This is a genomic window from Paenarthrobacter sp. NPDC089675 (assembly GCF_044749185.1).
Classification (GTDB): domain Bacteria; phylum Actinomycetota; class Actinomycetes; order Actinomycetales; family Micrococcaceae; genus Arthrobacter.
On record NZ_JBIVHM010000018.1, the window covers coordinates 1 to 20,042 of the forward strand.

Here is a 20,042-nt window from a genome sequence, read left to right on the forward strand (position 1 = left end):
TCGGTCGCGTCCCCGTACCGTGAAACCGAAGCGATGAAGGACGGCTCGGACGCGATCGCTGACTGGCCGCTGCTGAACGCCCTGACCGCGGCGTCTTCGGGTGCGACGTGGGTGTCGATCCATCACGGCGGCGGCGTCGGGATCGGCCGGTCGATCCACACCGGACAGGTCTCCGTGGCCGATGGCACCGAGTTGGCCGCCGCGAAACTGACCGCGTTGCTGACCAACGACCCCGGCATGGGCGTGATCCGCCACGCCGACGCCGGCTACGACCGCGCCATCGACGTCGCCCACGAACGCGGCGTCCGCATCCCCATGGAAGCGGCGGGCTCCCGGCTTTCGCAAGGCCACGGCGCCACCGGCGCGGCCCCGGAAAGCGAGTAGGTGACAGTGTCCACCAGCCCACAAGCTCCGGTGTTTGCGGAGGCTGAACCGAAATGGACAGGATCGGCCCAGGCGGCGTCGGCCGCGCGGGCGGATACGGCTCCCTGCCCACGGATCCCGCCTCGGCTGACCCCGAAAGCCTGGAATCCAGTCCGTTTCGCCCCCGAAACCGACTAGCTACAGTTGTGGTTGCCGTGTCCCGCACGGCAACCACAACTGCGGTCAGCCCTCCATAGCGCCTTGAGTGAAAGGATCGGTCCGTGATCGAGATTGACGGCCGCAATTTGGCCCTGGCAAAGATCGTCTCCGTCGCCGACGGTGCTCCCGTCAGCCTGGCAAGCGAAGCGCTGGCACGAATGTCGGCGTCGCAGGACTCGGCGGTGGCCACGGCTTCCCGACGACCGGTCTACGGCCGCTCCACGGGCGTCGGCGCGAATAAGACCGTCACCCTGGCCGAAGCGGACGGTGCCGACACGCATGGCTTGAAGCTTCTGCGAAGCCACGCGGTGGATGCCGGCAAACCACTGGACCGACGTACTGTCCGGGCCATGATGGTGGTCCGCTTGTCGCAGCTTGCCGCAGGTGGGTCGGGCATCAGCCCAGTCATCGCAGAGGCGCTTGCCGGGATGATCAACGCGGACGTCATACCGGAAGTCCGCGAGTTCGGCGGAATCGGGACAGCAGACCTCCCTGCCCTCGCAGGGACTGCCCTCACCATGCTGGGAGAGCGCCAACCACTCCACGGCGGTGCTGCTCCTTCGCTGCTGGAGGCCTGGCCCACGGCGGACGCCCTGCCATTCATCAGTTCAAGCGCGCTGACCATCGCACAAGGCGTACTTGCCCATCAAAGGCTGGCAAGGTTGCTCGAGAGCGCCATGACGGTTGCGGGTTTGTCCTTCATTGCCATGGCAGGGAACCCGGAGGCGCTAAGTCCGTCTGTTGCCGCAGCTGCGGACAGTCCGGCTGTCACGACGGCGGCCAACACCTTGCGGTCTTTGGTTGCGGGCAGCGGCACACCGGCGAGGATCCAGGATCCGTATTGCCTCCGGACCTTGCCGCAGGTCTTCGGCTCGCAGCTTGAAGAACTCGACGCCTTGGGCGGACTCTTGGAAAGGCTGGTGGTAGCCGGAAACGAGAATCCCCTGGTCCATGGACTTCCGGCCGAGGGTACGAATGATGTGGCGCATCATGGGCTGTTCCAGATGACCAACCTGGCAAGGCGGTTGGACACCGTGAACCTTGCCATTGGCGCGGCCTGCGCCACACACCTCCGAAGGATTGATCTCCTTTGCGACCCCGACTACACGGGTCAGCATCCGTTCCTGGCAGAGGACGGTTCCGGCCAATCAGGCGTCATGATGCTCGAATACGTGGCTGCAGCAGCCGTGGGTCGCATCCGGGCGAACGCCCAGCCAGCGAGCCTGCAGACCGTGGTCCTCTCCCTGGGGGCGGAGGAAGACGCCAGCTTCGCAAGTTTGGCGGCGGCGCAGTTGCAGTCCACCGCGCACGCCATGGAGACCGTCACCGCCGTCGAGCTTGTCTGCGCCGTCCGTGCCCTCCGGCTTCAGGGGCGGCAAGCGGAGGAGTTCGGAGACGCGAAAGTGCGGAACCTGTTGGCCGCAGCTTTTGCTTTGTCACCTGACATGAAGGATCGCGACCTTCGAAGCGACGTGGAAACGGCCACGGAGCTGGTCCAGCAAAATTACTGAAGCGGCAACACGCGAGGGCCGTATTGACGTGGTCTCGTGAAAAAGGAGCGGCAGGCAGTCTCCCAGGACTGCCTGCCGCTCCTTTCTTTGGTGCCATGCGGCCTTAGTGGGCCGGTACAGAGTCCTTTGCAGCGGACTTGGGATCAGTGAGCTTCTTGTTGGGAAGCGCAAAGCTGATCAGGAAGGCGAGGACCATGAGCCCGGCAGCCGTGAGCATCACAGTGTCAATGGCCTGGGCGAATCCCTCGGTGATCGGCCGGGTGAGCGTGCTGTTTGCAGCGTGCAACCAGCTGGTGTCGTTGAGGGAGTCGTTGCTTGCGCCGTTCTTGAAGAAATCGAACAGCTTGGCGTTCGCGGGATCGGAAGCAACGGCGGGATCCTTCAGCACGGCCTGGTACTCAGGGGTGGCAGCGGCGGTCTTCATGCCATCGGCGATCTTGTCAGCGGCCAGGCTGAACAGCATGGAGATGAACACAGCGGTGCCGACTGCCCCACCCATGGACCGGAAGAATGCCGCGGTGGACGTACCCACGCCCATGTCCTTCGGTGGCACGGAGACCTGCATGGCCAGCGTCAGGGGCTGCATGCAGAAGCCCAGGCCAACGCCGAAGAACACGGCGATCAAACCGGGTACCCAGAGGCCGGTGTCGACACCCAGAACCAAGCCCATGACCACGGCGGCCCCTGCCAGGACAAACGTGCCGAGGATCGGGAAGATGCGGTAGATGCCCGAGGAAGAGATGGTCCGGCCCGCAGTGATGGAGCCAAACAGGATGCCCACGGTAAACGTGATCATCATCAGGCCGGCTTCGGTGGGCGTGAGGCCCTTCACCAACTGGAGGTACATGGGGAGCATGGCGATGGCGCCGAACATGCCGATACCGATGATGAAGTTCAGGAGGGAAGACAGGCCGAAGGTCGCGTTCCCGAAAAGGCGGAGGGGGATCAGGGCGTAGTCGCCGGCACGCTTCTCAATGAAGATGAATGCTGCGATGCCCACGAGGCCCAGCCCGTAGCAAAGCCAGGAGCCTCCCGAAGTCCAACCCCAGACACGGCCCTGTTCGGCGACCAGAAGCAGCGGAACGATTGCCAGGGTGATGGCAGCAGCACCCCAGTAGTCAATCTTCTGCTTGACGTGGCGGGCAGGCAGGTGGAGGAACAGGAAGACCACAATCAGGGCAGCGAGGCCTATGGGCAGGTTGATGAAGAACACCCAACGCCAGCCGTCGAAGCCGAGGATGTTCGAAGCGCCGGCGAAGGCACCGCCAATTACCGGCCCGAGGACGGAGGAGATGCCAAAGACGGACATGAAGTAACCCTGGTACTTGGCCCGGTCCTTCAGAGCTACGATGTCGCCGATAATGGTCAGCGCCAGGGCCAGCAAGCCACCGGCGCCGAGGCCTTGAACACCGCGGGCGATGGCCAGTTCGGTCATCGAGTGGACCGAACCCGCATACAGGGAGCCTGCCAGGAAGATCAGGATGGCAGCGAGGTACAGCGGGCGACGGCCGAAGATGTCACTGAGCTTGCCGTAGAGCGGAGTGCTCACGGTGGAGGTGATCAGGTAAGCCGTGGTGGCCCAGGCCTGAAGGGACAGGCCGTCGAGGTCGTTGGCAATGGTGTAGATGGACGTAGACACGATGGTCTGATCAAGCGAGGACAGGAACATGCCGAGCATGAGTCCCACCATGACGGTGAGCGTCTGACGATGCGTCAGCACCTCACCGGCAGCCCGAACGGGCGCAGAATTGGACATATCTTCTCCAGAGGTGGCAGACGGGGGATTAAGCACGATAGTTGCTTTCAGTAACTATCGTAATGCCTGATTCATTCCCCGCGTGACAGTAATTTTTCGAAGTGCCCTTTTTCGAGACTGCCGGGTGGTGCTTTCAGCGTTCGACGAGGATGCCGTCAGGGTCGCTGTAGATCATCATGCCGGGCTGAATCCGGACGCGGTCTATCACCAGGTCCGCGTCGACCTCGCCCACGCCTGTCTTGGCGCTTTTCTTGGGGTTGCTGCCCAGCGCCTTGATGCCGAGGGGGAGTCGCACCAAGGCCTCGCGATCGCGGACGGCACCGTTAATGATGACGCCGGCCCAGCCATTGGCCACCGCGCTTTCGGCAATCATGTCTCCCATGAGGGCGGTCCGCAGGGAGGCGTGGCCGTCCACCACCAGCACTGCGCCCTCGCCCGGGGTTGCAAGGACGGTCTTCACCAGGGCGTTGTCCTCAAAGCATCGGATGGTACGGACGGGGCCGCTGAAGTGCGTCCTACCTCCGAGGTTCTGGAACTGAACGGAGATGGATTCGAGTTCTTCGCCGCGCTCGTCGTAGAGGTCGGCGGTGTTCACGGGCTCGTTCAATGGATTTCTCCTTCTGGGTTTGAAGCCACCCTAGCGGTTGGGAGAGGCCGGAAGCACGGCATGTCCAGGCCTGTGTGGATAACCCGGGAAACACCGAGTCCGGAGACTGCCCGGGGCGCTAGGCTGAAATCAAACACTGAACCAGGGGGAACTGCCATGAGCTTGTCCGATCTGCCGGCGCCGGTCCCGGAGCCTGTCGTTGAGCGCTCAAAGACAACCGTGGCACTGGCTGAACCTGTCGAGCGGGTGCGGGCCCTCTGGGTAACCGGTGTTGTCCTGGTCAACCTGGGAATCAATGCCGCCTTCTTCGGACCACTCCAAGTCCTCCTGGGCCAGCAGGCAGCACACTTTGATGAGGGCGGGAAGGAAGCCATCCTCGCACTCGTGACCGGCTGCGGGGCCGCAGTTTCACTTGTGGCCAATCCGTTGTTCGGCGCCTTCAGCGACCGCACCACCTCCCGCCACGGTCGCAGGGTCCCCTGGGTGTTGTTTGGCGCAATCCTTGGTGCGGCAGCCTTGGTGGCGCTAGCCGGCGCGCCGGATGTTGCCGTCATGACGGTGCTTTGGTGCGCGGTCCAGGCAGGAGCCAACGGGATGTACGCCGCCATCACGGCCGCTGTCCCGGACCGCGTGCCGGTTTCCCAGCGCGGGACCGTGGGCGGATTGGCCGCGATGGGCCAGACGGTCGGCATCCTGGTTGGCGCGGTGATCGCCGCCGTCGTTGCCGGTAACTTCGCCCTCGGCTACTGGCTGTGCGCCGCAGCGCTGCTCGCCGGCGTCGTGCTTTACCTGTTCAAGAACGACGACGAGCCGTTGCCGCCACGGGAACGCACGCCGTTCAGGATGGTTCCGTTCCTCAAGGGCGTGGTGGCCTTCGTTCGGGGGTTCTGGGTCTCGCCGCGAAAGTACCCGGACTTTGCCTGGGCATGGCTCACCCGCTTGCTCGTCAGTACCGGAAACCACATGGTCACCCTGTACCTGCTGTTCTTCCTCAGTGATGCCGTGCATCTGAAGGAGACCGAGGGCATCGATCCTGCCCTCGGGGTCCTGGTCCTGACAGGGCTTTACGCGTTGACGGTGATTGTCACGAGTGTCCTGGGCGGGCGGTTGAGCGACAGGATGGGCAAGCGGAAGCCGTTGGTCATAGCGTCGTCCGTGATCATCGCCGTGGCGTCGCTGATCCTGGCATTCGCGCCCACCTGGATCGGTGCGCTTGCGGGGGCGCTGGTTCTCGGCATCGGATTCGGTGCCTACCTCGCCGTTGACTTTGCCCTCATCACGCAGGTCCTCCCCACGGCTTTGGACCGTGGGAAGGACCTGGGTGTCATCAATATCGCCAACTCCCTTCCGCAGGTGATCGCACCGGGGATCGCGTTTCCGTTGGTGGCTTACTGGGGCGGCTACATATCGCTGTATGTGGCCGCCGCAGTGATCGGGCTGCTCGGCGCGGTGTTCGTGGTCAAGATCAAGAGCGTCGCGTAGCAGGCCTAGAAGACCGCCGTGAAGCCGCCCCAGCCCCAGCCGACCACCGGCGAGCCCTTCCACCCGAAGCCGTAGACGCGGGTCCAGGCGTAGCTGAAGCTTGGCGTTCCGCCCTCGGGGATGACGAAAGGGGCGTAGCCGCCGAGCTCCGCCTTCAGGATCCCCCCTACTGTGGGGTCGCCATTCAGCTTCGGCTGGCCCATGTACACCGTGCGTGCGGGCACAAACGTTGGCAGGGCTTGAGCCGTGGGTGCGGCAGCGAGCCCTCCGATCAGCAGGACCCCTGCGGTTAATGCCCCCAGCCAAGAGCCGGCACGGCGTAAAGGAGTGTTTTCCATGTTTTCCCCATTCATCAGAAGACTGCGGTCAGGTAGCCCCAACCACTGCCGGGCTCTTGAGTTTGGCGATAGTAGCTGTACAGCTCAGAACCCATCTGCTCCGTTCGGAACACCCCTTGGTCCGTGACGCTGAAGAAGTAGTTGTAGGAGTCCGAGGTATTGAATCCACCCAGGCCGCCCATGTAACGGCTGGAAGAATAGTTTCCGGCCAGCAATCTTGACGAGTTCCACCCACCCTTCCCGTCGGGGTAGTAGGCGTAGAGCTTGCCGTCGGTACTGCGCGCAAGGAGATCCGAGACGCCGTCCCCGCTGAAGTCGCCCGGGCTGAAGATTTTGTTGAAGCCGCTCCACCCCTGCCCCACCTGGGAGGACGGCAGCCATCCGCCCCGTCCGTTACCGGGGAACAGGAAGAGCCTGCCCTGCGGATCCCGGGCCAGGAGATCGCTGCTTCCGTCACCGTTGAAGTCGCTCGCGGGGATGATCTCGGCGAAACTTCCCCAACCTGTGCCAACGACGGAAGAGCCAAGCCAGCCACCTTTTCCGTTGCCGCGGTAAAGCCATAACTGTCCGGATTTGTCCCGGGCCATGACGTCCATGTTGCCGTCGCCGTCGAAGTCACCGGGTGAGAGCAACGCTGTGAAGTCACCCCAGCCCCAGCCGATGTCCTTGCTGCCAGCGGCAAACGCGCCGTATGTGCCGCCTGCGAAGAGCGTCAGGGTGCCGTTCGGTTTCCTCGTCAGGACGTCGGGCCTGGAATCACCATCGAAGTCGCGGAGCAGGGATTGGTATTTCACCGCGGTTGAATAGCCGGGGTTGGTTATCAGGCCAACGATGCTGCCTGCGTAGCGAATGACGACGGCGACGCCGAGCGGTTTCCCTGCGTCGGACGGCTTGGGGGAATACGTGGCGCCCGTTGCTCCCGGAATCGGCTCGGAGTAGTTCAGGAGCCACTGATAGCTGAACGTCGGTTTGGCTCCCGCTGGGAGCCCCTTGATGCTGGCGGGGTCAAATACTGCTTTCACCACGCCTCGGACCGCCAGGTGCCCCGAGATAACCGGAGTCGAAGCGCTGACCAGGTAAAAGGGTTTGGTTTCGACCGTCTCCGGCAGGTGGCCCGCCGCGAACGCTGTGAGCCTAAGGGTCAGGCCTGAGCCCGTTCCGGCTACGCTCTGGGGTACGTCAAACCCCGAGGTTGGAACACCGTCGCGGAACCACTCGTGATCGTAGTACGACGGCGGTGCAGTCCAGGTGCCGTAGCGGACTTCATACCGTGGCGAGGAATAGTTGGATTCCCCAATGGTGAGGGATGGCGGCGTCTCAGCGGAGTTGGGAGCCAGGACCTTGGTGGGATTGTTCACGGCAAAGTCCAGCGATTCCCAGGCGACCGGGAATGGATAAGTATTGCTGCTGCCGCGGTAGTAGGACACTTCCCGCGGCCAGTCACCGTCGCTGTAGGTTACGAAGACGCTCTGCAGTGTCTGGGGCCCATCGAACACGTCACCAGGCAGGGTAAGTGTTGCGCTGGCCGTCAGAGGGCCTGCGGCCGGTGTTCCCGTCCAGACGACCTTGTTTTCCGTGACCCGGGACCCGTCCCGGTAATTGAACTCGACGCGTTGCGCCCGCTCGGCCAGGGTGAACCCGATCTGTACTTTTCCGCCGGGGGCCAACGTAGCGGCCGAGACACGCTTTACCGCCGTCAACTTTGGAACTTGTTGTTCCGCCGCGGAGGCTGGTTCCGCTGCCGTGAGGGGCGCCCAGGCCAACACGGCCCCGGCCAGAGCGAGTCCTGTCAAGGCGGAAAGCGCGCGAAGTAGAACAGGCCGGGGCCGGTTGCCTGCTTTATGGGTAGTGCTCAAGGTGTCCCCCGTGTCATGTGGTGTGTCGTTGCGGCCGTGGCCTAGAAGACCGAAGTAAATCCGCCCCAGCCCCAACCGATGGTTGCCTGGCGCTTAAGGGCAACGTGGCCCAGCCCGTAGAACATGGTGAGCCGCCCGTCTGGATAAATTCCATACACTTCAGGCACTCCGTCACTGTCGAAGTCACCCGGTGCGCCGATGCGGCTGAATCCTTCCCAGCCGTAGCCCGCATAGGAGCTGAAGGCGTTTGGCGTCCAAGCGTTGTCGTAGAAGTAGCCGTTGCCCGCACCGTTGTACTTGCGCAGGTTTCCTTGGGAGTCGCGGGCGAAAATGATGCGCGAATCGGGCGAAATGAATGCATTGAACTCTTGCCAGCCCCCCTCCTGCCAGCCACGGCTGAGGACGTAGGGGGCGAGGAATCCGCCGCGTCCGTTACCGGGATATACCCACAGGACATTGGACGCATCGCGGGTGATCAGGTCTGCGGTGCCGTCGCTGTTGAAGTCACCCGGGGCCACGATGTCCTTCATGGAGCCCCAGCCTTGGCCGATTTGGTATGCGCGCAGCCAACCACCTTGGCCGTTGCCCTGATAAAGGAAGAGCCTTCCTGAGCCGTCCCGGGCCATGACGTCCACGTTTCCGTCGCCATCCCAGTCACCGGGTGAAAACAATGAGTTGAAGCTGTTCCAGCCTTGGCCGATCCGCTGTGCCGGCAGCCAGCCGCCGGTCCCATTGCTTGGGTAGAGCCACAGGTTTCCTGCGCCGTCACGGGCAAAGATGTCCCCGGTGCCGTCCGCATTGAATCCCTTGCCACGGGTCTTGTCGGCCACCGGACCGACGAGGTCGACAACCTCGGTGACCACCGATCCAGCATCGAATCGAGCCGTCACTCCCGCAGTGATGATCACTCCCTTGTCGGCAGTCGTCAGTTTGTAATCCCTGGAGGTCGCTCCCGGGATAGGGGTGCCGTTGCGCTTCCACACGTAGGTGTACGAAGGCTGTCCGCCTTCCGGATCCACCCCTGCCGGACCGTGATCAAGCCAGAGACGACCACCCACACTGGCATCCCCTGTAATGCGCAGGTTGCTGACCCAAACACGGCGCGGCATAGGTCCGAAAACGTCTGTCGAAGCAGTCGTTGGCAAAAACCCCGGAGCCCGGACCGTCATTTTGACCCACACCAGATTGCCGGGATCCGTTGTCATGTTGGACTGGTAGGTGTCGTCGTGGGCGTAGTCGATCGCCGTTCCGTTGCGGTACCACTGGAAGTCCGAGAAGGCGGGTTCAACCGGCCAGCTACCCCGGTTGATCGTGAGCCGGGTGTTGTAGACAAGCTCCCCCTCGATTCGAGGAGCAACGGAGTAGCTGAGCTTCTGCAGAACCTTCGCGGTGTTGTTCACGGCGAAGTCGCCCTTGGAAAGGACAGCCCGTGCCGCGGATCCGAGCGGAACGGGCGCCGTGCGCTCAAGGGTGCCGTCACGGAGGTAGGTGTCCTTGGCGAGGCCGTCGAAGTAGGAGATGACAACACGGTCAAGCGTGTAGTTTCCCGATGCCTGTGCTGCCGTCACCGCACCCGAGGCGGTAACGGTCAGCGGGCCAGGTGCAGGGTTGCCTGCCCAGACGAGCTCAAAAGTGGTGACCTCGGACGCATCGCGATAAATGAGCCGGACTTCCTGCGCCACTTGCGAGAGTTTCACCTGCACTTGCGCACCCTGACCCGGTGTAAAGCTGGTCTTGACGGGGGTCAGTGCCGTCGGAACAGATGCTGAATAGGGCAGCAACGGGTTGTTGATCCTGAAATCCTGCGCTGCGGGGTCGCCGAACGGGGATGCTCCCGTGCCTGGCGGGTAGACACTGCCGCCTCGGTAGTACACCTGGGATGCCCCGGCCGTGGTGATCACTTGGACAAAGCTGACCTCGATGGATCCGTTCGGCCACGATGAGGCAGACGCAACTCCGGTGACCGAGCCGTTCGTGGCCCCCGCGGATGATGTCCAGGCGAGGGTGTGGGAGCCGGCCGCGCTGCGGAGGCTGACCTCAACCCGTTTGACTGCGGTGGAGGTGGTGAATGCGAAGCTGACCGGAGCTCCGGCGTCGACGGTCGCCGGCGAGGTGCGGGCGAAAGTCGAGAGGACGGGTCCTGCGGCCTGGGCGGGAGAGGCCGGAGTCAACAAGAGGGCAACCAAGGCGATCACCATCCCGAGCAAAAGCGCGCGGACAGGCCTGGACACAGTCAGAAATCGCACAGGAGTGCTCCCCATGGTTCCCCCAAATCGAGCCGGCCACAGACAACCGGCGGGTGTAAGTGAGATGAGAGTACATGGAGGAATCAGAAAGCTGGGAATTTCCTGACAAAATTTCCGGCAAAAGACAAGTCACGTCCCAAAAGCAACCGATATCGGCTTAGAAGACGGCGTTGAACCCGTTCCATCCCCAACCGATGATGCCGGACCCGTTCCAGCCGCCATCGCCGTCACCGTAGTAGGCCAGCAGCTGCCCGGAGCCGTCAACGGCGAATACGTCCACGTTGCCGTTTCCGTCGATGTCGCCGGCGGCTGCGATGCTTGCCATGCTGCCCCAGCCCCAACCGATGGTCGCGGACCCGTTCCACCCGCCACTGCCGTTGCCCTTGTAGAGGCGCAGGTTGCCGGAGGTGTCGCGGGCAAGGACGTCAACGTTTCCGTCCCCGTTGAAGTCGCCCGGGGTGATGATTTGGTTCAGCACGTTCCAGCCGGTGCCTATCAAGGAGCGGTTCAGCCAGCCGCCCTGGCCATTGCCCGGATACAGGTAGAGGTTGCCTGAACCGTCGCGCGCCAGGACGTCGTTGTTTCCGTCGCCGTTGAAATCGCCGGGTGCCACGATCGACGTGAAGCCGTTCCAGCCGCTGCCGATCTGGCGCCCCGCCTGGAAGCCGCCGTTTCCCGTTCCTTCGTACAGGAAGAGCCGTCCGGAGGAGTCGCGGGCCAGGACATCGTTGGTGCCGTTGCCGGTGAAGTCGCCGGGGGACAGGACGGAGTTGAACCCGTTCCAGCCTGGTCCAACGGTTCGCGGGGATTCCCAGATGTTGTTGACGCGCGGATACAGCATGAGCGTGCCGTCGGAGCGCCGGGCGAGCAGTTCGAATGCGCCGCGCCCCGTGAAACCGTTGGCGCGGTTGGACGCGGAAATGGGAGCCGTTTCGTCGCTGGACACTTCTACGGGATCGCACCCGTTCTGGCTGGCCACGAGGTGCGCGGCAATTGTCGCCCCCTGGTCCGCGTCGGTAACGACGTAATTGGGCCACTGCCTGGAAGCCAAGACGCCGTCACGTGTCCAGTAGATGCTGTAGTCGGGGCCGGCGGCAGCGCCACAGCCGCTGAAGGAGCCCTGCTCGATTTCGACGCTGAGAGTCGAACCCACAAAGGGCGCACCGTGAATCACCGGCTTATCCGGATCCATGGTTGCGACGGCAGGTGCCACTGCGAAAGCGATGGAGGCTATGGCAGCGGCGGCGATTCCGGCGACCACTCGGCGCACGCCGGACGTCGGGCGTGATGAAGCGTACATGGTGTCCTCCCCAGACTTTGTGCGGTTAATGGTACCGCGACTGGGATATGGCTAGAAGATCGCTGTGAATCCGCCCCATCCACTGCCGGCCACTTGGGAACCGCGCCATCCGGTCCGCCCGTCGCTGTAATAGACCACCAGCCGGCCCTGCGTATCGACGCCGTAGACGTCGGGGAAGCCGTCCTTATCGAAGTCGCCGGCAGCCCCGGCAAGCTTCAGGCTGTTCCAGCCGACGCCGATCAGCCAGGACCGGGTCCAACCGCCCGCGCCGTTTCCGCCGTAGAAATACAAGTAGCCGTTGCGGTCCCTGGCCAGAACGTCCACTTTGCCGTCGCCATTGAAGTCGCCTGGCGTCAGCAGGGTGTCCATGACCTGCCAGCCCTGCCCGACGGCGATGCGCGGCAACCAGCCTCCGGAACCATTGCCGGGGTACAGATAAAGGGCGCCGCCGGGCTCGCGGGCGAGGATGTCATTGGTGCCGTCACCGTTGAAGTCGCCGGGGCTGACGATGGAATCGAAAACGTTCCACCCTTGCCCGATTGTCTTGGCGGGTTTCCAGCCTCCTGTCCCGTCCCCGGCATACAGATACAACGCGCCGGAGGAATCGCGCGCGATCACGTCGCCCTTGCCGTCACCGTCGAAGTCGCCGGGGGAGAGGACCGCGGTGAAGATGTTCCATCCCCAACCCACTGTCCGGGCGGCATCCCAGGCCGTCCCCGTGCGTCCATAGAGCGAAAGCGAACCGTCGGAGCCGCGGGCCAGGAGTTCGAAGGACCTGCCCGTGAAACCTGCGGCGCGGTTCACAGCGCCAACCGGCGCGGTTTCGTTACTATGCAGCGTTTCGCCGGAGCAAGCGGTCTTGCTCGCCGTCAGGTGCGCGGCCATGCGCCCGCCTATGTCGTCCTGCTGGAGCACGTAGGTCCGGCCGGTCTCGCCGGCAACCAGGAACCCGTCCCGGGTCCAGTAAATGGTGAAGTCCGGACCCTTTCCGCCGCCGCAGCCATAGAACGTGTACGGCCCGATGTCCGTTGTCAGCGTATTGCCCACGAAAGGCTGGCCGTTCACCACAGGGTCAGGCCCGTTGCTCGGGGCCGCCGACGCCGGCAATTGACCCAGTGCCATGGTTGCCAAAGCGGCACCCAGCAGTGCTGCGGCCACCCGCCGTCGTACTGTCCCCATTGCTCTTCCCTCCGTGTGCTGACGCTGAAACCCCACTGAAGTTTATGGGCAGGCGCGCGTGAATCCGGGGAGCGGCATCGGATGGCTTTGAGCGGCTCTCAGGAAACGGTCATTTTGCTCCCGTATCATTGATGCGATCGGCCAGCCCGGGTCTTGCCCGGCCGGCCGTTTCCTTGCCAGCTTCCCAAGAGATCGCCGGAGATGTCTGCAGCAAATTCACTGGAACCGTACTCCCTGGATCTGACTACAGGGCTGCCTCGCATGGCTGCCGCGCCCACCACGCCGCGGCAGCTCCTTCGGTATGCCCGCATCCTGAAGACCGCGGCCGGGTTCGCCCAGCGGCAGTTCGACACCCTGAGTTTGTCGGACGTTGCCGCGCGTGCGGACGTGCCGCTGGGGACGCTGTACCGGTACTTTCCGTCCACGGCGCATCTCATGCTGGCTGTCTACCGGCAGCAGTTGCGGGAACTGCGCGACGGCGTGCGGCGGCGGGAGGGGAAGGGCCACGCGCTCGCAGGCCTGATGATGGAAATCTTCCACCTCCGCGTCATGCAGCCAGGCGTTGAGCATTGCCTCATCCGTCCCGCCGGCAAGGACACCGATACAGCCCAGTTGCTGCGCGAGATCGATGCGCTGTCCGAGGAAGTGGTCGGCTCCCTCAGCAAGGATTCAGGGAACGACACTGTCAAAGCCCGCATCCTGCTGCACTTGGTGAGTGGCTTGGTCCAAGCGGTCCGTTGCCGCAGGTTGTCGCTCTTCGAAGCGGAGAAGGACCTCAAGAAGGCGTGCTCGCTGCTCACGGGCGAATGACCCTACAAGTTCCGCTGGTCTAGACCGGATACCCCTGAAAACGGTTGTTTTCCCATGACCTGAGTCACACTTTCCGCAGGTTGAACGTTTTACTCCTGAATCGTCTCTCTTGGTATTGAATCTTTTACCTCCGGTTGTTCCCTAGGCTGGAAACACCGAAGCGGCTAGCAGCCCTACCTTTCAGACTCACCGCCGGGCCAGCCACCCTTGGCCCTGACCGCAGTTCTGTCCCTGCCATTCACCACGCCGTGGGTCCACGGCTAGCCTGAGGAGACAAAGACGTGTCCATCGAGACAATCGAAACCGAAGCAACCGACAACCAGACGGCCCTCGTGCTGACCGAAGAGGAAATCTTCAAGGCCCACGAAGGCGGCAAGCTGACTGTCACCAGCACGGTCCCCCTGAACGACAAGCGCGACCTTTCCATCGCGTACACCCCCGGCGTTGCGCAGGTCAGCCGCGCAATCCACGCCGATCCCAAGCTTGCCCGTACGCACACCTGGGCTGAGCGCCTGGTGGTTGTGGTCAGCGACGGCACCGCCGTACTTGGCCTGGGCAACATCGGCCCCAGCGCTTCGCTCCCGGTCATGGAAGGCAAGTCCGCCCTCTTCAAGACCTTCGGCGACCTCGACTCCATCCCGCTGGTGCTCAACACCACCGACGTTGACGAGATCATCGAGACCCTCGTTCGCCTCCGCCCGAGCTTCGGTGCCGTGAACCTCGAAGACATCTCAGCTCCCCGCTGCTTCGAACTCGAAGAGCGCCTTATCGAAGCCCTCGACGTCCCCGTCATGCACGATGACCAGCACGGCACCGCCGTCGTGGTTCTTGCGGCACTGACCAACGCTGCCAAGGTGACCAACCGCGAAATCGAAGGCCTGAAGGTCGTTATCTCGGGTGCGGGCGCCGCAGGCATCGCGATCGCCGAGATCCTGCTGGCCGTGGGCATCAAGGACGTGGTGCTGCTCGACTCCAAGGGCGTCATCAACGCCGAGCGCGCCGACCTCGTGGCTGATTCCGGTAGCGTCAAGGCGCGTTTCGCACAGCGCACCAACCCCCGCGGCGTCACCGGCGGCCCCGCCGAGGCCCTCACGGGTGCAGACGTGTTCGTGGGTGTTTCCTCTTCCAAGCTGGCCGAGGAGCACCTGCAGCTCATGAACGACCAGTCGATCGTGTTCGCGCTCTCCAACCCGGACCCCGAGGTCCTGCCCGAGGTTGCCCGCAAGCACGCCGCGGTTGTTGCCACCGGCCGCAGCGATTTCCCGAACCAGATCAACAACGTCCTGGCCTTCCCCGGTATCTTCCGCGGAGCCCTGGATGCCGGCGCCCGCCGCATCACCTCGGAAATGAAGATCGCCGCTGCCCGCGCCATTGCCGAACTGGCCGAGGACGAGCTCTCCGCGGACTACATTGTCCCGAGCCCGCTGGATGCCCGCGTGGCCCCGGCTGTCACCGCGGCTGTCGCCGCCGCAGTGGCTGAGTAGCGGCCGCTACCTGCAAGACCGACGACGGCGACGCTCCCGTGCTGGGGAGCGTCGCCGTCGTTCTTTCGTACCTAGACTTGGGCCATGAACGCCGAACTGATCGTGACCATTATTTGCGGCCTGGCCATTGCCGTGGGTGTCGCCGGGGTCATCGTCCCCGTACTGCCCGGCAGCATCCTCATAGGCGTGAGCTTGCTGGCCTGGGCGATCTGGGGCGGCGCGGGAACGCTGGGCTGGGTGGTCTTCGGCATCGGAATTGTCTTTGTTATTTCGGGGATGGCCGCCAGCGCTGTGTTGACCGGACGAAAGCTGAAGCAGCACGGCATTCCCAACCGCTCGGTGCTGATCGGCGTCGTGCTTGGAATCGTGGGCATGTTTGTCATTCCGGTGGTCGGGCTCTTTGTCGGCTTCGCCGCAGGGCTCCTGGTCAGCGAGGTGCTCCGGACGCGGAACTTCGGCACGGCGCTCCGGTCCAGTGGTGCGGCGCTCAAAGCCACGGGAATCGGAATCCTCGTGGAGTTGGGCCTGGCCTGTGCTGCGGCGAGCACCTGGGTCATCGGTTTGTGGATCGACGCCGTCACCTGAGCGCGCCTGCGGGATGGCACTCGATGAACGGTGCCGGGCACGGGCGTACTGTCATCAAATGCCATCCCTGAGGATCAGCGGAGGGACGGAACCTTCACCCGCGCCGGACGGAACGTGGCGCCGGCCCCCGGGAAGAGCGGAACGTCGATCCGGGCGTGCGTGTGGACTTCCTGGATGGTGTCCGCGGTGTGCCGGGCGATCTCTTCGAGGGTGGCGACCCACATGCCGTCGAGGCCTTTGACCCGCTCGATCAGCTGTTCCAAGGCCACGGCCCTGGATGGCCGTCCCGAAATGAAGGGGTGGTTGGTCAGGACAAAGCAACTGCCCTGGGAGTGGTGGGCTTCGGCCTCGAGGGTCCACATTTCCAGGGCCTTGGCCGGGCTTTCAATGACTCCGCTGCCGGTCACTCCCGGATAGAAGCCGTACTGCTCCCAGTCATCCAGCGCCCAGTCCACGGGGATTTCCACGATGTCCCGGGAATCGCCCTCGGCGGCGGCCAGGCGGTAGGGGGCATCGCCGTCGAGCAGGCTCGAATCGTAGAGGAATCCACGGTCGGCCAGGAGTGCCGGGGTGTGCCAGTTCAGCTCCCACCACGGCGCCCTGAAGCCGACGGGCCTGACTCCGGCCACCTTGTCCAGGGCTTCCAGGCCCCGGTCGAGGTAACTGGCCTCGGTGGCGGCGTCGATGCCCTGCATGGGTTCGTGGAGGTAGCCGTGGTGGGCGATTTCGTGGCCGCCGTCGGCGATGCGGCGGACGATGTCAGGGTAGCTTTCGGCCGTGAAACCGGGAATGAAGAACGTGCCCTTGATGTCCTGGCGGTCCAGGATCTGAAGCAGGCGTGGCACGGCAATCTTCGGTCCATAGGACTGATGGCTCATGAGCGACATGCGCCGGGTGCTTGCCGGATCGTGGGCGATGGTGCAGGACTCGGCGTCGACGTCGAAGGTAAACGAGGCTGCGGCCCGGAAGCCCTCGGGCCACGTGATCGAGTGCAGGGAGTCCGCGAAAGCGGGCTGGTTCATAGTGGATCCTTCCAAGGAGCAGCTAGGCTGCCGGTTCGGGGGTGCTGGTTGGAGCGGGCTGCGTGACGGAGACGTGGTTGCTGTCGGCGAGGACGTACTTCCGGTGTGCCCGCGGGCCAAGGACTGCATACACTGCGGCGCTGGTCAGTCCTCCGGCAAGCCACGAGAGGTCCCAGCCCCCAAGGGCCACGGCGATCGGACCCTGCATGATGGGGATCAGGCCGTACATGAACAGCCAGGTGGCGAAGATGCCAACAAGCAATGACGTGATTCCGGCCCAATTCACCACGGGGAGCCTGTGCGTGCCGACCCCGTCGAAGAGGCGTTCCACCTTGGCCGGCCAACGCTTCTCGAGCCAGAAGTAATGCACCAGCATCACCCCGCCCCAGGCCGCCACCCAGGCAACCAGGCCGATCAACCAAGCGTCGAGCACGGAGGCAAAGTCCTCCTGGAAGATGAAGAAGATGACGGCGGCCAGGGAGAAGACACCTACGAAGAGGTTCAGCTTCCGGCGGTTGATGTTGATGTCCAGGGCCTGGGTTGCCACGGAAAACGTGTAGATGTTCAGGATGTTGGTGGCGATGGGGCCGTGCAGCACCATCAGGAGAACTGGAAGGGCAAGGACTCCGAAGTTCTGGACGATGAGTTTGCCCGGGTCGATCTCACCGCTGTTGGTTGCCAGGCTGGCGCCGAGGACACCGAGCCACACGACGGGAATGAATTGGCCAAGGACCGAGGCGAGGTACACCTTCCGCTTGGGAACGGACGTGCTGACAAAGCGCGAGTAATCAGCAGCGTAGGTGAACCAGGTGATGCCCCAGCCGATGCCGATTGCTGTCATGACCGCGCTCATCGCGGCAATACGTTCAGAGCCCTCCAGGATGTTGCCTGCTGGACCCGCATAGCCCCAGTCGATCTTCATCCCGAACCACGCCACTGCGGACATGACTGCCAGGATGATGATGGTGGGCGGAACGGTCCAGCGTTCGAAGGCTGCAATGGCCTTGTAACCGAACCACGCGATCGCCACCTGTGCGGCCATGATCGCCGTTGCTACGCCGATCTTCCAGCCGTAGTTGTGGGCGTTTGGATCCACCCAACCCAGCGTTCCGAAGAGGGCCATGACCAGGTCCAGGATGATCCAGGTGTTGACGGCACACCATCCGATGACCAGGAGGGCCTGGATGGCGGCGGGCAGGTAGTTGCCGCGTCGGCCAAAAGCTGCGCGCGCCAGCACCATGCCCGTGGCACCTGTTTTCTGGCCGAGGAGCACGAAACAGCCAAAGAGCAGCATGCCGATCAGGTTTCCCAGGACGAGGACCGTAACGGTGTCCGCGAAGCCCAAGCCGAGGTGGATTCCGAGGGCGCCGAGCACCCAGTTGATGGGAGCGAGGTTGGCGCCGGCCCAGATCCAGAATTGACCGGAAACGCGACGGGTGCGGTCGGACTCAGGAATGGGCTGCAGCCAGGCTTCGCTGTCGTGGCCCGGCGCCGTTGCCGGACCCGACGGCGCCTGACCAGGGGTGGCTGGTTCTGGATGCGCGGGGGAGAGGTTGTCTTGCATGGGGAGAGCCTCCGTGTGTGAAAGGGACACTCTCAGATTATGTGCGCCACATCACAGCAACAAGATACGATGTGTCTAATAGATTCGACCATGAGATGACGGAGTGTCATGCCACTTCTCCTTCGCGATGCCTTGGCGCACCAAAGCCTCCAAGCCGCCCAACCGCTGCTCCTGACGGATGTGCCGGACGCCCTGCTGCGGACCGTCCGCTGGGTGCACTCGAGCGAAGTCCTGGACATTGCGCCGCTCCTGCAAGGCGGGGAACTCCTGCTCAGTGGTGGCCAGGCACTTGCCGGTGTTGGCGCCGCACGGCAGGTTGACTACGTCAGGGAACTTGCCGCCCGCGGAATCGCGGCCTTGGCATTGGAGACCGGGCCTGCCCTGCCCTCGGTCCCGGCTGCCATGCTGGAAGCGGCCAGCGCTGCCGGTTTGCCGGTCGTCGAGCTGCGGCACGTGGTCCCGTTCGTCGGCGTGATGCAGGAAATCAACTCCCTCCTGGTCAGCGAATCGGTGGCGCAGCTCCAACGCGGAGACCAAGCGAGCCACGCCATGGCTGCAGAACTCGCCCACGGTGGCGGACTCGACCAACTCCTTGCCGTGCTGGCGGAAAAGGCCGCCGTCGGCGCCAGGTTGGTCTCGCCGTCGGGCCTCACGCTTGGTGCCGCGGGGCCGCTGGCTGCCGACGACGACGGCGAGGTAGCCATAGTGGACGTGCCGGTGCGGGGAGTGCTGGCCGCCCGCCTTGAACTGCACGTGCCCGACGGCGGCGACCCGGGGCTGGCGCGCGTGGCGGGGGAACGGTCGGTGGACATCCTGGGGTTGGCCCTCATGCAACGCATGCCGCCGGGGCTGAAGGAGCTCGCAGGGATCGAGCTCATGCGGGCCATCAATTCCGGAAGCCAGTCGTGGCAATTGCAGCAACTCGGTCCGGCCGCCGGCTTTGCGGTCAACGGCGCGGTGGCCGCCGTCGTTATCCGCTCGACAGGAGCCGGGCAACTGCGCGCCGCAGTGGACGAACTGCTGAACACGCGGGTGGCCCACAGTGCAAGCTATGCGGACAACGCCGAGCTGATTGCGCTCGCTGCCTTGCCTTCAGAGGGAAAGGCAGGCCGCGCGGCGTTGCTGGAAGCTCTGCGCTCCCTCGAAATGCCCGCAGGTTCGTCCATGGCTGTTGGCCCCCTCGGAATGGGGATCGATGAGGCGCCGTGGTCGCTGGCGGAAGCGCGACGGACACTCGACTTGCCGTGTTCGGGGGACGGATTTGCGGATTCCGAGGCGTTCGCCGTCGAGCTTCTGGCGGGCCCGTACTTGGACCCGGTGGTACGGGAAAGTTTCGTGGAGCGGCAGTTGGGCGCCGTCGTCGAGCACGACCGTTTGAGGCGGTCCGGCCTCTTGGCCACACTGACCGTGTGGCTGGATTCGGGGTGCAATACGGCGCAGGCTGCCCGCGAACTGCATCTGGAGCGCCAGTCCATGCATCACCGGCTGCAGCGGATCTTCGAGCTCTGCGGGGGAGACCCGCGTGGTACCGGACGGCTGGCGGGGCTGCATCTGGCTACCAGGTTGGCACGGCTTTAGCCCATTAACGCGAAATCGCGGGACCGCTGCCCGGTTCGCCGTTGCGGCCCTGTGTGTCAGGCTGTCGTGTGACAGGTTGTGTGTCGCTTGCGGTCTGACGCACAGGGCGGGGAAAGGTCCGTCATGGATTTTGTTATTCCCT

General features: G+C 64.0%; 15 protein-coding genes and 1 pseudogene. 7 read left to right on the forward strand and 9 right to left on the reverse strand.

Annotated elements, in window-relative coordinates:
- Together ACIPY2_RS21620 and ACIPY2_RS21625 are read left to right on the forward strand one after the other, a co-directional pair.
- Positions 1–384: pseudogene (locus tag ACIPY2_RS21620) on the forward strand (urocanate hydratase); the annotation flags it as partial.
- A gap of 260 nt (positions 385–644) precedes the next feature.
- The gene (locus ACIPY2_RS21625) at positions 645–2,093 is read left to right on the forward strand and encodes an aromatic amino acid lyase (protein ID WP_400268460.1); all 1,449 of its coding nucleotides are present in this window, start codon (positions 645–647) and stop codon (positions 2,091–2,093) included.
- A gap of 103 nt (positions 2,094–2,196) precedes the next feature.
- On the opposite strand, the gene ACIPY2_RS21630 is transcribed toward ACIPY2_RS21625, so the two are convergent.
- Positions 2,197–3,849, reverse strand: a complete 1,653-nt coding sequence (locus tag ACIPY2_RS21630) for an MDR family MFS transporter (RefSeq protein WP_400268461.1) — start codon at positions 3,847–3,849, stop codon at positions 2,197–2,199.
- 133 nt (positions 3,850–3,982) lie between these two features.
- Entirely contained in the window at positions 3,983–4,456 is a 474-nt protein-coding gene (gene rraA / locus ACIPY2_RS21635; protein WP_400268462.1) for a ribonuclease E activity regulator RraA, read from the reverse strand.
- A 156-nt stretch (positions 4,457–4,612) separates the two neighbouring features.
- Between rraA and ACIPY2_RS21640 the strand changes: the two genes are divergently transcribed.
- The gene (locus tag ACIPY2_RS21640) at positions 4,613–5,938 is read left to right on the forward strand and encodes an MFS transporter (protein WP_400268463.1); all 1,326 of its coding nucleotides are present in this window, start codon (positions 4,613–4,615) and stop codon (positions 5,936–5,938) included.
- A gap of 5 nt (positions 5,939–5,943) precedes the next feature.
- Here the strand turns inward: ACIPY2_RS21640 and ACIPY2_RS21645 are convergent, their stop codons facing one another.
- The 5 genes from ACIPY2_RS21645 to ACIPY2_RS21665 form a co-directional block, all read right to left on the reverse strand.
- Positions 5,944–6,276, reverse strand: a complete 333-nt coding sequence (locus tag ACIPY2_RS21645) for a hypothetical protein (protein WP_400268464.1) — start codon at positions 6,274–6,276, stop codon at positions 5,944–5,946.
- Positions 6,277–6,290: 14 nt separating this feature from the next.
- Positions 6,291–8,069 (reverse strand): FG-GAP repeat domain-containing protein, encoded by a 1,779-nt coding sequence (locus ACIPY2_RS21650; RefSeq protein WP_400268465.1) that lies wholly within the window; start codon positions 8,067–8,069, stop codon positions 6,291–6,293.
- A 104-nt stretch (positions 8,070–8,173) separates the two neighbouring features.
- Complete coding sequence (locus tag ACIPY2_RS21655; protein ID WP_400268466.1) at positions 8,174–10,378, reverse strand: FG-GAP-like repeat-containing protein; 2,205 nt, start codon at positions 10,376–10,378, stop codon at positions 8,174–8,176.
- A gap of 157 nt (positions 10,379–10,535) precedes the next feature.
- Entirely contained in the window at positions 10,536–11,678 is a 1,143-nt protein-coding gene (locus ACIPY2_RS21660; protein WP_400268467.1) for an FG-GAP repeat domain-containing protein, read from the reverse strand.
- Between the two features lie 51 nt (positions 11,679–11,729).
- Positions 11,730–12,857, reverse strand: coding sequence for an FG-GAP repeat domain-containing protein (locus tag ACIPY2_RS21665; protein WP_400268468.1), 1,128 nt, complete (start codon positions 12,855–12,857; stop codon positions 11,730–11,732).
- A 201-nt stretch (positions 12,858–13,058) separates the two neighbouring features.
- Between ACIPY2_RS21665 and ACIPY2_RS21670 the strand changes: the two genes are divergently transcribed.
- The 3 genes from ACIPY2_RS21670 (at position 13,059) to ACIPY2_RS21680 (ending at position 15,736) form a co-directional block, all read left to right on the forward strand.
- Positions 13,059–13,667, forward strand: coding sequence for a TetR/AcrR family transcriptional regulator (locus ACIPY2_RS21670; protein WP_400268469.1), 609 nt, complete (start codon positions 13,059–13,061; stop codon positions 13,665–13,667).
- A 281-nt stretch (positions 13,668–13,948) separates the two neighbouring features.
- Positions 13,949–15,151, forward strand: coding sequence for an NADP-dependent malic enzyme (locus tag ACIPY2_RS21675; RefSeq protein ID WP_400268470.1), 1,203 nt, complete (start codon positions 13,949–13,951; stop codon positions 15,149–15,151).
- A gap of 84 nt (positions 15,152–15,235) precedes the next feature.
- Positions 15,236–15,736 (forward strand): DUF456 domain-containing protein, encoded by a 501-nt coding sequence (locus tag ACIPY2_RS21680; protein WP_400268471.1) that lies wholly within the window; start codon positions 15,236–15,238, stop codon positions 15,734–15,736.
- A 74-nt stretch (positions 15,737–15,810) separates the two neighbouring features.
- Here ACIPY2_RS21680 and ACIPY2_RS21685 read toward each other — a convergent pair whose 3' ends face one another.
- Both ACIPY2_RS21685 and ACIPY2_RS21690 read right to left on the reverse strand, forming a co-directional pair.
- Entirely contained in the window at positions 15,811–16,758 is a 948-nt protein-coding gene (locus tag ACIPY2_RS21685) for a polysaccharide deacetylase (RefSeq protein WP_400268472.1), read from the reverse strand.
- Positions 16,759–16,780: 22 nt separating this feature from the next.
- Positions 16,781–18,322, reverse strand: coding sequence for a purine-cytosine permease family protein (locus ACIPY2_RS21690; protein WP_400268473.1), 1,542 nt, complete (start codon positions 18,320–18,322; stop codon positions 16,781–16,783).
- Between the two features lie 108 nt (positions 18,323–18,430).
- On the opposite strand from ACIPY2_RS21690, the gene ACIPY2_RS21695 reads away from it, so the two are divergent.
- A complete protein-coding gene (locus ACIPY2_RS21695) occupies positions 18,431–19,900 on the forward strand; it encodes a PucR family transcriptional regulator (protein ID WP_400268474.1) in 1,470 nt (489 codons plus the stop codon).
- Positions 19,901–20,042: the final 142 nt, after the last annotated feature.